The sequence below is a fragment of the Paenibacillus sp. J23TS9 genome, from assembly GCF_018403225.1.
Lineage (GTDB): Bacteria > Bacillota > Bacilli > Paenibacillales > Paenibacillaceae > Paenibacillus_AQ.
This window is the reverse complement of sequence record NZ_BOSG01000001.1, coordinates 1999839-2012537: the sequence shown is the minus strand read 5'-3', so window position 1 is coordinate 2012537 and position 12699 is coordinate 1999839. Positions and strand designations below refer to the sequence as shown.

Annotated in this window: 11 protein-coding genes; 9 read left to right on the top strand and 2 right to left on the bottom strand. The window is 45.1% G+C overall.

The window, feature by feature from the left end; all coding sequences use genetic code 11:
* Nucleotides 1-24 precede the first annotated feature (24 nt).
* Nucleotides 25-915, bottom strand: coding sequence for a helix-turn-helix domain-containing protein (locus KJS65_RS09485; protein ID WP_213649604.1), 891 nt, complete (start codon nucleotides 913-915; stop codon nucleotides 25-27).
* 190 nt (nucleotides 916-1105) lie between these two features.
* On the opposite strand from KJS65_RS09485, the gene KJS65_RS09480 reads away from it, so the two are divergent.
* Nucleotides 1106-3049, top strand: coding sequence for a glycoside hydrolase family 127 protein (locus KJS65_RS09480; protein ID WP_213649603.1), 1944 nt, complete (start codon nucleotides 1106-1108; stop codon nucleotides 3047-3049).
* 151 nt (nucleotides 3050-3200) lie between these two features.
* Here the strand turns inward: KJS65_RS09480 and KJS65_RS09475 are convergent, their stop codons facing one another.
* The gene (locus KJS65_RS09475; protein ID WP_213649602.1) at nucleotides 3201-4040 is read right to left on the bottom strand and encodes a DegV family protein; all 840 of its coding nucleotides are present in this window, start codon (nucleotides 4038-4040) and stop codon (nucleotides 3201-3203) included.
* Nucleotides 4041-4314: 274 nt separating this feature from the next.
* On the opposite strand from KJS65_RS09475, the gene KJS65_RS09470 reads away from it, so the two are divergent.
* The 8 genes from KJS65_RS09470 to KJS65_RS09435 all read left to right on the top strand — a co-directional run bounded on the left by KJS65_RS09470 (nucleotide 4315) and on the right by KJS65_RS09435 (nucleotide 12674).
* Entirely contained in the window at nucleotides 4315-4710 is a 396-nt protein-coding gene (locus KJS65_RS09470) for an LSm family protein (RefSeq protein WP_213649601.1), read from the top strand.
* Nucleotides 4711-4825: 115 nt separating this feature from the next.
* Complete coding sequence (locus KJS65_RS09465) at nucleotides 4826-5290, top strand: DUF5301 domain-containing protein (protein WP_213649600.1); 465 nt, start codon at nucleotides 4826-4828, stop codon at nucleotides 5288-5290.
* Between the two features lie 194 nt (nucleotides 5291-5484).
* Nucleotides 5485-5751 carry a hypothetical protein gene (locus KJS65_RS09460; RefSeq protein WP_213649599.1) on the top strand — a complete coding sequence of 89 codons (267 nt, stop codon included), beginning with the start codon at nucleotides 5485-5487 and terminating at the stop codon, nucleotides 5749-5751.
* Between the two features lie 154 nt (nucleotides 5752-5905).
* Nucleotides 5906-6658 carry a metallophosphoesterase family protein gene (locus KJS65_RS09455; protein ID WP_244864571.1) on the top strand — a complete coding sequence of 251 codons (753 nt, stop codon included), beginning with the start codon at nucleotides 5906-5908 and terminating at the stop codon, nucleotides 6656-6658.
* 175 nt (nucleotides 6659-6833) lie between these two features.
* The gene (locus KJS65_RS09450) at nucleotides 6834-8837 is read left to right on the top strand and encodes a Na+/H+ antiporter (protein ID WP_213649598.1); all 2004 of its coding nucleotides are present in this window, start codon (nucleotides 6834-6836) and stop codon (nucleotides 8835-8837) included.
* Nucleotides 8838-9542: a DUF7002 family protein gene (locus KJS65_RS09445; RefSeq protein WP_213649597.1), complete on the top strand. Its 705-nt coding sequence runs from the start codon at nucleotides 8838-8840 to the stop codon at nucleotides 9540-9542. It abuts the gene before it with no gap.
* A gap of 162 nt (nucleotides 9543-9704) precedes the next feature.
* Nucleotides 9705-11450 carry an outer membrane protein assembly factor BamB family protein gene (locus KJS65_RS09440; protein ID WP_213649596.1) on the top strand — a complete coding sequence of 582 codons (1746 nt, stop codon included), beginning with the start codon at nucleotides 9705-9707 and terminating at the stop codon, nucleotides 11448-11450.
* 285 nt (nucleotides 11451-11735) lie between these two features.
* Nucleotides 11736-12674, top strand: coding sequence for a carboxypeptidase-like regulatory domain-containing protein (locus KJS65_RS09435; RefSeq protein WP_213649595.1), 939 nt, complete (start codon nucleotides 11736-11738; stop codon nucleotides 12672-12674).
* The last annotated feature ends 25 nt before the right edge of the window (nucleotides 12675-12699 follow it).

Here is a 12699-nt window from a genome sequence, read left to right as displayed (position 1 = left end):
CCCATTACCTATGTAATGGGTTTTTTATTGTGATCCATTATGATCTGATGGCATCCGGTACTGCTTCCGGTAATTCTGAGGCGATAAACCGAATTTATGCTTGAAGCATCTCGAAAAATAGCTGACCTTAGAAAAGCCGATGTCTTCCGTAATCCGCTGGACGGAAGCATCCGTTCGGATTAAGAGGCTTCGTCCCTGAACTAGCCGATACTGCAATAAATACTCCAGCGGCGTGCAGTTAAAGGTGGCTTTCATGCATCTCGCCAAATAATTCTCATGCACATGAAAATGAGTGGCCAGATCATGGTTGGTAATCGAGCTGCTAAAATTTTGCCTCAGATAGATTTCAACCTGTTCTGCCAATTGGGTGGGGCTGTCCTTCTGGTTCTGGCCCCATTCAAGACTTTGGATAACCTGCATAAATGTCTGCTGCGTATCCCATAATGCAAGCTTACTAGGCTTTAGTGTGGACGCCATTAATAAGTCTAGGATCCTGAATAACTCATTCGGGTAAGCAACCCGCTGAAATTTGGGCAAATGAACAGTTGTGTTCTCGATATGAAAATGAAGCTTTGGAATAGATGAGTTTCCCGTCATTGAAGTAGGTTCCAACTGAGCCTTCCAACGATTATGTGTTTGAAAATGAAACCAATAAAAGGATGTTTCTTCTGTGCAAGCTTCAATCGAAAAATGATGCTTGTCCGGTTCAAGAATCAACGCATGATTCTCTGATATTTCCCACTGCTGATCCTCTTCGCCTAAAAACAATATCCCCTTTTTAACGATGATTACATCAAAATATCCCAGTTTGAACCGATCCGGGTGAAAGTCGCCATTTTGATATGTTGTGATGTTTCCTTCAATGAAATATGGGAAGGGAGGAACAAGAAATGAAAGATAACCGGATGTTTTCATATTGCATCCCCTTTTGTGTGAAATTGTACAACTATTGGTTTGATAAAGTGATTTCTACTAAAAAAATGATCTGCTAAAATGATCACCATAACAAGGATAATGACCGTCACAGCAAGATTATATTTTACTTTACCGTTAATGGCGAGGAAATGAAAGCGTTATACAAAATTTGAAAGGGATGGTTGCTTTAATGAAAATAATTAAGCCAGTCAAGCATACAATCGTAGAAGATCATTTTTGGAAGAAATATAAGGATATCGTCGCAGAAGAGGTTATTCCATATCAATGGAAGGCATTAAATGATGAATTGCCGTATACCGAACCAAGTCATGCGATTGAAAATTTCAGGATTGCCGCCGGCGAGTCCAGCGGGGGATACTATGGTACCGTGTTTCAGGACAGTGATGTAGCAAAATGGCTGGAAACCGTATCTTACAGCTTAAGGGATCACCCAGATCCATTATTGGAAAAGCAGGCAGATGAGCTGATCGCATTAATCGGCCGTGCCCAAGCGGAGGACGGATACTTAAACACCTATTATTTGTTACAAGAACCGGATAACCGGTGGACGAACCTTCGGGATAACCACGAGCTATACTGCGCAGGTCATTTCATTGAAGCGGCTGTGGCGTATTATGAAACGACCGGCAAATCAGAATTACTGGACATCGTTGAGAAGTATGCAGCTTTAATTGACAGCGTATTTGGCCCAGAAGAGGAAAAGTTAAAAGGATATCCCGGACATGAAGAGATTGAACTTGCTCTCGCTAAATTGTATGAAGTAACCGGAAAAGAACCGTATTTGAAATTGGCCCGGTACTTTATTGATCAACGCGGGCAGCATCCGGTCTATTTTGTGGAAGAAAACGAAAATAGGAAGCAGAGGGTCTCCGCACCAACATGGAATGACGAGAATCATGTGAATTTTGGACTGGGTTTCGAATACCAACAAGCGCATCAACCGGTGAGGGAACAGACAGAAGCCGTAGGGCATGCGGTACGAGCGATGTATTTGTATACTGCTATGGCCGATCTGGCAGCAAAAACCGGAGATCCCGAGCTCCAGAAAACCTGCGAGCTTCTCTGGAATGATGTAACGGAGCATAAAATGTATATTACGGCTGGGATCGGTTCGGCTGTTAACGGGGAGGCTTTCACATGCAATCACGATTTGCCTAATGACAGCATGTACTGCGAGACCTGCGCTACTGTGGGCCTGGCTTTCTGGGCAAGCCGGATGCTGCGTTTGGAGCCGGATCGTCAATATGCGGATGTCCTGGAGCGCGCCCTTTACAATGGCACCTTAAGCGGCATGGATTTGGACGGGAAAAGATTCTTTTACGTCAATCCTTTGGAAGTGAATCCTTATCAAAAGGCCAGAAAAGATCAGGAACATGTCAAAACGGAGCGTCAAAAATGGTTTTTCTGTGCATGCTGCCCGCCTAATCTGGCGCGGATGATTGCTTCCGTCGAAGATCATGTGTACAGCCAAACCGAGGATACCTTGTTTGCGCATTTGTATATCGCAGGGAAAATGAAAACATCCCTCTCCGGTACCGAGATTGAAATTTCCCAGGCTCATCAGTATCCATGGGATGGAAGCATTGAGTTCGGGATCCATACCAAGGACGCTGTGAAGTTTAATCTTGCCTTACGGATTCCTGGCTGGTGCAAGAATGCTAGGGTTAAGATCAATGGGGAAGAGGCTTCGCTTGAACATCTGGAGAAGGGGTATCTGTATATTCACCGGACATGGAATGATGATGATATCGTTTCGATCGAATTGCCCATGCCAGTGGAACGTCTAAGAAGTAATCCGCTGGTGTCCATGAATCAGGGGCAGATCGCCTTACAGCGCGGTCCGATTGTATATTGTGTGGAAGAGGCGGATAACGGAGCCAACTTGGCAGCTCTTCGGCTGCCCCAGGATAGCGATATGAAGGCTGACTATGATGAACATCTCTTGAATGGGATTGTAAAAATCACGACTGAGGGTTATCGGGTGCAGCCTGTAGCTGCATTATATACGACCGATGCGCCCAAGCTGAGTCCACAGACCATCACGGCAATTCCTTATTATGCATGGTGCAACAGGGAAAAGGGAGAAATGCGCGTTTGGCTGCATGAAATATAATACATCATCAAGGTTCGGGATGCTGAGCAGGGAAATATTCATCATTTTTAACGGAATGGCTGCAGCGGGAATGAATTCATCGCGGAACTATAAAAAGCTGATCACGGAATTTACCGCGGTCAGCTTTTTTGATATCAGGGTTGATCGTTATTTAAAAGGCTACTCCGATTCCACCCTCGCCTGCGTACACGCCCATGATTGGACCCATGTTGGAGAAGAGGATCTCTTTAAACGGATGTTTTTCCAGGATTCGCTCCTTGAATTCGAGTGCACGCTTCTCACAGTTACTGTGCACGATCGCAAGGATACCCTTTTCATAGTCATGCTGTTTATCTTCCAGCCGTGCCATAATACTGGATAAAGCTTTTTGGAATCCCCGATTTTTCTCAATGACTTCAACCGTTCCATCTTCACTGATTTTTAGCAACAGTTTAATATTGAGTACGGAAGCAACCGCTCCGGACAGACGGCTTAGACGTCCACCCTTGATTACATTCTCCAATGTATCCAGTGTGAAGAACGCGCTTATATCCTTTACCTGTTTATGAACTTTATCTTTTAATTCATGTATACATGTGCTGGTTTGGGACCACTTAGCGGCCAGGGCTACAAGCAGAGAGAGTCCGCCGGAGAAAGTTTTGGAGTCAACAACCTCAACACGGCCGGCATGACCTTCTTCCTCATACATTTCCTTTGCGATCATGGCCGCCTGATACGTACTGCTTATATTGGACGACATGCTGATGACAAGGATATTAGTTCCTGCTTCAACTTCCTTGAATTTCTCAAGAAACTGCATTGGACTCGGGCTAGCTGTAGTTGGCAGGTCTTTGGATTCTTTCATTTTGGAATAAAACTCGCAGGCTTCCATATCATCATGCATCTTTTCATTGTGAAAATGCACCGCAAGCTTAACGATGGAAATATTGAATTTCTCAATATACTCAAGGGGCAGGTCGGAACCGCTGTCGGTAATAATCTTGATCGGCATAAAGCAGATGCTCCTTTTATGTCCATGATGGACGAATACTCAAAAATCAAGATGTTGTTATACCAAGCAGCTACACCTTGTATATATTGAGTTCTCCTAACTCTACCTTATATTTGATAGGAAGTCTATTTCATAAAACACCATAAAAACAAGGAAAAACGCATGCTGTAGAGAATTAGAACCTACTTGGAATAATATATGGACAAAAGGCACAAGCATATCACTCGTACCAGAATACATTATTATTTATAAAATGAATTCTGAGGTGAAAAGGATGCCTGCGAAAAAGAAGATAAGCAAAAAGAAATCATCAGCGAAGTGGTTGGGACAACCGGTTCTGGTGGTACTGAAAGATGGCAGCTATTATGTAGGGACGATGAGCGGGATAGACCAGCATGGTGTGACTTTATCCGGATTTCGGGCGGACCCAAAGATGACGGATGCAATCATGCGTAGCGGGGACAAAGCTCAAGTCTCTGGCCTGTTAAGTTCGTTATTCTTTGGTGGTTCTTCCCGTGCGGCCCGTCCGGGAGCCGTAAGAGCGGGCGGCAGCAATGGCGGTAATGGGAGAGGGATGTTTGGTTTCATTGGACAAATGATCCCGCATATTCGTATTGGAATGAATGTGATGAGAACGATCATGCCTTTGATGGGAGGATTTTTCAAATAGTTCAAGATAGATTGCTTTTTCAATTTTCAAGTATCGAGCATCCGGAGGAAAGGGGGGTAATCCGTTCCTTCAGGGTGTTTTCTTTTGAGAATTCGGAACATTACAGGAGGTAGATATGAAAAAATACGATAAATACATTCCTTTGTTTGTTATTCTTTACATATTGGCTTTGGTTGGAACGGTTTTTTACATCGTAGGGATCTTTACTTCATTCGAAAGGGAAGTAACGACCGGAATTATTGAAGGTAAAGAAGTTACTTCCATACAAATAAACAGACTGCAATCATCGACTGATCAAGAAATCATCGTAAAAGACAAGAAGGAAATAGCAAAAATTATGGATTCCTTTTCAAAAGTGAAATTAAGAGAAACAAGCTCATCGCATATTCGGTTTAAGCGGTCGTACTGGATGACGATCCATGTCGGCAATGAAAGAAGATTACTATTAACTCTATATGACGATAAATTTCTAACCATTTATAATCCTGAAAAAAGCAAAGATAAAAGCCGCTTTTACAAAATAAGAAATAGATATGATCTGAAAACCATTGAAGACGTGTTTACTAACGGATCATTGTAATTTTGGAAGTCATTTGGGTAAAGACTCAAACATCGATCTATGATTTTGTTTGTCTTTACCTATTTTTTCGTGAAAGCCTTTTCACTTTTGTTTAAATGTGGTATCTTGGAAATAACTTAAATGTGTCTAAATTGTGAATCGATGCGAAATCGGAGCGTATGATAAAGCATCATTGTTATTAGGAGGAGTTATCCATGATCACCACGTTGATTCTTGTATTGTTCACTGCTGCATTAATCGGAGTTTTGATTTTCGGGAAGAAACATGAAATTTTAATTGCAAACCTCATGAATGCGATGTTATTTATCGGACTTGCGGTTGCATTTGGATTGAACATTAACCCGAGCGGACTGTTTTATCTGACGATTGCTTTTTACTTTGTCATCCCCATGTACGGCGTCATTGGACTCTTTGCCGTGATGAAGAAAAGCCGCACGAATAAACCGGATTCTCTCGTTTAAACCGCTGTACACTCGATAATTTATTCATAAAACCGACTCCTCTGAGGGGTTGGTTTTTATTCGTTTTGTTCCCAGATACCCAAAATCCAGGGCCAGACGTTATAATTAAATTATAGGGTTCATAGTAGACGAATGATCGACATGTGAGGGAGAGATTACAATTAGAACATTAGCGATTAGTGATATTCATGGCTGTTACGGGGAGTTTAACCAGCTTTTACAAAAAGTCCATTTTGATCCTGCGGAGGACACATTAGTACTGCTGGGAGATTATGTGGATCGAGGCGCTAATAGTAGAGAAGTTATTGAAAAGGTTAAAGCATTAAAGGAAGATTATGGAGTTATTACCCTCCGAGGCAATCATGACCAGATGATGTATGATGTCTTGATAAAAGATACGGAAGAGATGAATGCGAGATGGATCAGAAACGGTGCTCGCCAAACCATCGAAAGTTACTGTGGGCAAGAATATTTCGGTGAAGAAATGGAAAAGGAAAAATTTGATGAAGCGAAAAAATATATAAAAAGCCAATATATGCATCATTTGGATTTTATCAATAGCCTCGATTTCTATTATGAATCTGCCACACATATTTTTGTCCATGCAGGGATTAACCCGTTATATGAAGACTGGAAGAAGCAGCCTCAAGATGATTTTATATGGATTAGGGATCCTTTTTACAGTAAGCCTACCGGGTTGGATAAAAAGGTGGTTTTTGGTCATACTCCAGCGATTTATCTGCATGATTCGGAGCATATCTGGTTCAGTCCAATAGGGGATAAAATCGGGATCGATGGAGGCTGTGTGTTCGGTAAACAGCTGAATTGCCTGGAAATCAGTGAGAATCATGAGTATACCATGCATTATATAAGAAAGGGAGAGTCCTCCCTTTTTGATGTTGTATAAATTCCAGGGAATAGAATAAATTCACAATTATAAACCCGCTCTTGAGCGGGTTTTCTTTTTGTCTAATCAGCAAATTGCTGGGTAATGGAATATCTGGAATGATCTTGGCTGAAACGGATCAAAATAAATGCAAATAAATCCATCATTAAGCTGATGAAAGGAGATGGATTGGTTAGTGGAAATCTTCTTAATGGTTCTTGTATTGCTTATCCTTATAGGCATTTCCAATGTGGTCAATCACTTCCTGCCCGTAATCCCGGTTCCATTAATACAGATTGCACTGGGCGTTATCGCGACATTTGTGCCGGGGATGCATCATATCCCATTAAATCCGGAATTGTTCTTACTGCTGTTCATTGCGCCGCTGCTCTTTAACGATGGTAAGATTACTCCGCGGGATGAGTTGTGGCAGCTCCGCTCCAGTATTTTGCTGCTGGCACTTGGGCTGGTCTTTGCCACCGTTCTGATCGCAGGCCCGTTTATTCACTGGATGATCCCGGCGTTACCCCTGTCGGCAGCCTTTGCTTTGGCGGCTATTTTATCTCCAACGGATGCGGTAGCCGTCGGCTCTCTCTCAGGGAGGGTGAAGCTTCCGGGTAAAATTATGCGTTTGCTCGAAGGCGAGGCCTTGATGAATGACGCGTCCGGTTTGGTCGCTTTTAATTTTGCCATTGCAGCAACCGTGACCGGATATTTCTCCTTGCCTAAAGCGATAGGCAGCTTCCTTGTCATTGCCGTAGGCGGCATTATTGTGGGCGCATTTCTTGGCTTTCTGGTTATTGGCATCCGAATGCAGCTGCGGAGACTAGGGATGGAGGACGTAACCCTGCATATGCTGATCATCATACTGACACCTTTTATCATCTATTGGATCGCCGAAGAAGTCCATGTATCCGGTATTTTAGCCGTAGTGGCGGCCGGAGTAACGCATGCAATCGAACGGGATAAAATGAGAAGGGGATCGGCACGGCTGCGCATCGTATCAGACAGCACATGGTCGATTATTCTTTTTTCACTTAATGGTCTTGTTTTTATATTGCTCGGTCTGGAAATACCGGGCGTTATATCCGAGGTGTGGAAAGATCCGGCTTATAATAATGGTCAAGTCATCGGATACATCGTCCTGATTACTGCAGTGTTGATTCTTTTGCGATTGCTATGGGTGTGGGCGGCAAACCGACAATTCCGCGCAGCTCTTCTTACAGCCTTATCTGGTGTCCGCGGAGCATTGACGTTATCAGCTGCTTTTTCCATACCGTTGACTCTTGCCGACAGCAGCCCGTTTCCGCAGAGAAGCTTAATTCTATTTATTTGTTCGGGTGTTATTTTGATCACGCTTATTGTTGCGAGCGCCTTGCTGCCAATACTCACGCGCGACACAAAAGCGGATCCGAATGTGTTGGAGGAAATTGAACGCAACGCTCGGGTAAGGGTACTGGAAGCCGGTTTAAATGCAATCCGTGAAGAGATGAATGACGAGAATGCCCAGGAGGGAATGAGCCTGATCTCTTCTTATACCTATAGACTGCAGCTAGCAAAATTGAAAAACAAAACAGAACTCGGAAATGCCTGGAAAGAGGCTTTGAACATCAGATTGGAGGGATTATATGCGGAAAAAAAGGTTGCTGAAAAATGGCTTCGGGAAGAACGGATTTCCCCAATACTGGTAGATAAATTCCAAACCTCTCTCAGCAAGGTTGAGATGCTGCTGACGACCCGGTTCAAGTGGAAAAAGCTGTTGATTTTGGGCTGGGCAACGGTGCAGCGGGTGTTAATCAGGTTCAAACGGAAGGACAAAAAATTCAATAAGTCCCATCCCAAATGGGGTGCCTATAAAGCACTCAAGCTTGAAGCGGTCCGTGCAGCAATCCACCGGGTCAAAGAATTGGAGACAACCGATAATCAGGATACGATTCAAACCATCATTGCTGATTACCAAAGTCTGGAGCTTCAGCTTGTGAATGATTCTTACACGAGTGAATCAGGCAAGAAGCTCAGCGTGGAACGAAGGGAGCTTGAACTTAAAGCAATTCAGGCAGAGCGCAATGAAATCCAGAATTTGTATGAACGAGGCGACATCAGCCGTACTCTCGCCAGCACGCTTCGGGTGGACGTGAATTATCACGAAGGGCATGTTTATGAGTCCCAGACGGTTCATGATGAAGAAGCGGAGCATTAAATGCTTAATCGAGAACAGGTGATAACAACCATCACTTCAGCCGCAAGCAGAAAATCCCTTTACCATTTTACGAGAGTAAGCAATTTGCCGGCATTAGCGCACTTCGATACATTACTGTCCAGTTATTCCCTTCATCCTCATTTGGCAGGAGAGCGGCGCATCGAGCCCAAGGAAGTAATTTATGACCATTATCCAGCTACGATCAATGCTCATCTACGTATTCCGGACAGCATGATGGATGCTGCATGGACCTTGGAGCAATTCCGGGCAGCGCTGGACATGCATGTGTTTTTTTGGCCCACCCTGAAGGATTGTCAGAAAATGCTCGACACCTATACCCGCAGAGAACCGGGAGAAATGTTTGCAGTTCTGGAACTCGGTGCTTATTCTCTGATGCTGGATCATTATCCAGCGGTGAAGTTATCCAAATATGACTCAGGGAGCTCGCCGCGATTCCCGAAGCATTGTACATATAAAAAGAGTCCGGATATGTTTTTGCCTTTGGATGAATTCAAGATCAGAAGAAACCACACGGTGCCTGTAAACCCGTCTGAAATACGCGAGGTGCTCTTTGAGGAGCAGGTGAAGCATATCACGAAATATTTACGCTCCATCTACATTGACGACAGCAAGATGATACCCGAGCGTTGGCAGCTGCTTGCAAAGCCTTTGTCGGAATTGCTTATTGTATCAAACAAACGGTGAGGAAGAGGGGCATCTACGCAATAAAGAAGGCTGGATCATCTCGTTGCGACATTCCAAGATCACGCAAATAAGTAATAAAGGTACATGTTTTGAATTTTTTCTAATTATGATGGACATATTACCTTAAAAAGTGTCTGAATATTACAAAAGGGGATTTCTCCAATGAAAAAAACTCGCATAAAGATTGGGATTGCTATTTTGAGCACAAGTCTAGCATTAAGCGCCTGCAGTACAAGCACGGACAAGAATGCCAATAAAACCGAACCTGCCCCAACTCCTAGTCCTTCTGAGAGCACACCAACACCTGCGGAACCAGGAAAGGTCACGGGAACTACTTTTAAAAACTTTGGTACATATGGCTTTGATTTAAAAAATACACGCCATGTGCCTTATAAAGAAGTCACTGCCGAGAACGTGAAAGATTTGGGCATGATTTGGAGCGCGGATCTTAAGGCTCTGGACAAGGACGTGAAGAACGGAAACCAATGCTACCCTGTTGTCGTTGATGGCGTGGTGTACATTACCACAGCAGGAAATCAGGTTTTCGCCTTCGATGCTGTGACGGGCGGTCCGATTTGGCATTGGAAGCCTTCCGCGGAGCAAGCTGCAAACTTCAGCAAGGCAGGGATCATTGCGAACCGCGGTGTCGCCGTTGGCGAAGGCAAAGTATTCATGCTCACCGTGGATAACCAAATCGTATCCTTGGATCAGAAGACAGGCAAACTCGTCAAAATGGTGCCGATCTCCGACTCCGTCAAAGGAGTAACTTTGGAAAACGGGTATTACGAGACAACGGCTCCCGTGTATTTTAAGGGGAATATCTATATCGGCAGCAGTGGCGGCGATAATGGCATCCGCGGCTTCGTGAATGCTTACAAGGCAAGCGATTTGACGCCGGCATGGGATACGCCATTCTGGACGGTTCCTCCCAAAGGCCAGGACTGGCTGGCAAACAGTAAGTTCCAAGGCGGCGGTGCAGTATGGAATCCCCCGGCCATTGACGAAGAGACGGGAATCATGTACTTTGCGGTCGGCAACCCCGCACCAGATTTTTACGGCGAATCAAGGCCGGGAGACAACCCTTACACAGACTCGGTTGTTGCCGTCAATGCGACAACGGGCAAACTGATCTGGGCGAAGCAGGAAATTAGCCACGACCTCTGGGATTATGATGCTGCTGCTTCGCCGATGATCCTGAATGCAACCGTAAAAGGGAAGAAACAAAAAATCGTTGTTCAGGGCGGGAAGTCGGGACAATGGTTTGCATGGGATGCGAAAACAGGGAAAGTGGTCTGGGATGGCATTCCTTTTGCCAAGATCGATCATCCGAAACCGACGCCGGAAGGCGTAACCGTTTATCCAGGCGTGCTTGGCGGGGAGAACTACGCTCCCGAAACGTATGATCCCAAGACCAATTACGTGCTGATTCCGGGCATTGAACAGGGGGCTCTCCTGAAGTCGGCGAAAAATCAGGATGAAGCGTCTACGCCTGACGCGCCGGGAGCTGCAGCATTTGGTACGACGACTTTGGCGGCCAAAAACGACGTAGCCTTCGGGACAATCACCGCCATGGACGTGAACACAGGGAAAAAGGCGTATCAAGTCAAGACGAAAGACCCGATGCGCGGGGGTTTTACGAGTACAGAAGCCGGATTAGCCTTCTATGGTGAATTAGACGGAAAAATCAACGCACTTGATATCAAATCAGGAAAAGTGATTTGGACGTTTCAAACAACGGGCAACAGTGTTCAAGCCGCACCGGCGATCTTTACGGTGGACGATAAACAATACATTTCTTTCACTACCGGCGGTGTAGCCCCCAAAGCTTTCGTGTTTGGGCTTGGTGGAGACAAAACGCAAGGCAAAGCCGGCACCGCTGAGGACACGAACGCACACCAGACAAAATAGATATGGAAGACAGGGTGAGGCTGTTTCAAGCATTACCCTGTTTACATTTCAGACCGCATTTTGCGAAGCCGTTAGAAAGGGGTAAGAAACGAATCGATGAAGTTCTTTTATCAAGCGTTAATTCTTCTCTTGATGGCCGCATACCTTGCGGGTTGTACGGTGAAACCTCAGCAGTCGGCCTCTCTAACGCCTCCTACATGGCCACCGGGGACGAAACATGTCGTACATTTAGTAATTGAACAACCTCATATACCGCTTAAACAGTGGAAAGCAGACGGATCCCATATGGCCTCTGTGAAGGGAAAGCTGCTTCTAGATAATCAGCCCGTCGTGAATGGCATGCTGCATATAACGAACAGCTCAAATCAGGTCGTAACTGGCCGGGACGGATCATTCCGGTTTAACGTTGACCAGAGCCTTCTGTCTGACATTAAAGTCAAAGTATCTTCACTTGACCAAGCGACAGTTTCCGGAAAGAACCTTACTGAAGTGATGTCCAAGGAAATTCAAGCTGCCTCGGCAGCAGTAAGTGTGTATTATCCTATCCGGGTGACAAGGGTTGAGGACTTTCCTGCGGACGCTTCAAAGGTTCAAGTACACGGGCAGATCATTCCCGCCAAGGGCGATGTGGTATCTTATTTCCAAGTGGATAAATACCGAATAGGCGGGGTTATCAAAGATGCGGACGGCAAACCCGTAGAGCGCGCGGTTGTTTGGTTCGACCGGGATTTGGGGGAGGGATTTGGAAAATCGACTCCCACAGACCGGGAGGGACGCTATTCCATTTACTATTGGCCCGAAGATGAAGAAACGAATTTATCGGTAACGCTCGGAACCAAGCGATACACGCTGCCCAAAGGCAAAGTGTTTAAGATGCCTGAAAATACGAGCGTTGAGATCGACATCACTTTACCACGAACAGGAACGGTACTCGTCGATGCACCTCCGGCCCTGGTCAGCATCACATCAGCGGGAGCTATATACACCGGGGTATTGGTAGGACTGAATGTGCCTAAAGACGTCCCGTACTCCGTTTCTATTCCGGACAAACATGGAAGTTTCATCCTTACGGTCTCGAAAAAAGTATGGGAGCAAAAGCCGGCCTTTTTTGAAACAACAGCCTCTAAATTCGTTGAGGGCAGATTGTTCGGGGGAGACACTCTTCCTCCTAACTATATCGAGGCAGTAGAAGAAGACCCGAAGAATATTACGCCATTAATGTAGCAGAAACCTATGATATGGATACCGT

What these genes read in the sequence shown, in the direction of transcription:
- KJS65_RS09480 (WP_213649603.1), top strand. Translation starts at nt 1,106, where the DNA reads ATGAAAATAATTAAGCCAGTCAAGCATACAATCGTAGAAGATCATTTT.
- KJS65_RS09465 (WP_213649600.1), top strand. Translation starts at nt 4,826, where the DNA reads ATGAAAAAATACGATAAATACATTCCTTTGTTTGTTATTCTTTACATA.
- KJS65_RS09440 (WP_213649596.1), top strand. Translation starts at nt 9,705, where the DNA reads ATGAAAAAAACTCGCATAAAGATTGGGATTGCTATTTTGAGCACAAGT.
- KJS65_RS09435 (WP_213649595.1), top strand. Translation starts at nt 11,736, where the DNA reads ATGGCCTCTGTGAAGGGAAAGCTGCTTCTAGATAATCAGCCCGTCGTG.
- KJS65_RS09485 (WP_213649604.1), bottom strand. Translation starts at nt 915, where the DNA reads ATGAAAACATCCGGTTATCTTTCATTTCTTGTTCCTCCCTTCCCATAT.
- KJS65_RS09460 (WP_213649599.1), top strand. Translation starts at nt 5,485, where the DNA reads ATGATCACCACGTTGATTCTTGTATTGTTCACTGCTGCATTAATCGGA.
- KJS65_RS09470 (WP_213649601.1), top strand. Translation starts at nt 4,315, where the DNA reads ATGCCTGCGAAAAAGAAGATAAGCAAAAAGAAATCATCAGCGAAGTGG.
- KJS65_RS09445 (WP_213649597.1), top strand. Translation starts at nt 8,838, where the DNA reads ATGCTTAATCGAGAACAGGTGATAACAACCATCACTTCAGCCGCAAGC.
- KJS65_RS09475 (WP_213649602.1), bottom strand. Translation starts at nt 4,040, where the DNA reads ATGCCGATCAAGATTATTACCGACAGCGGTTCCGACCTGCCCCTTGAG.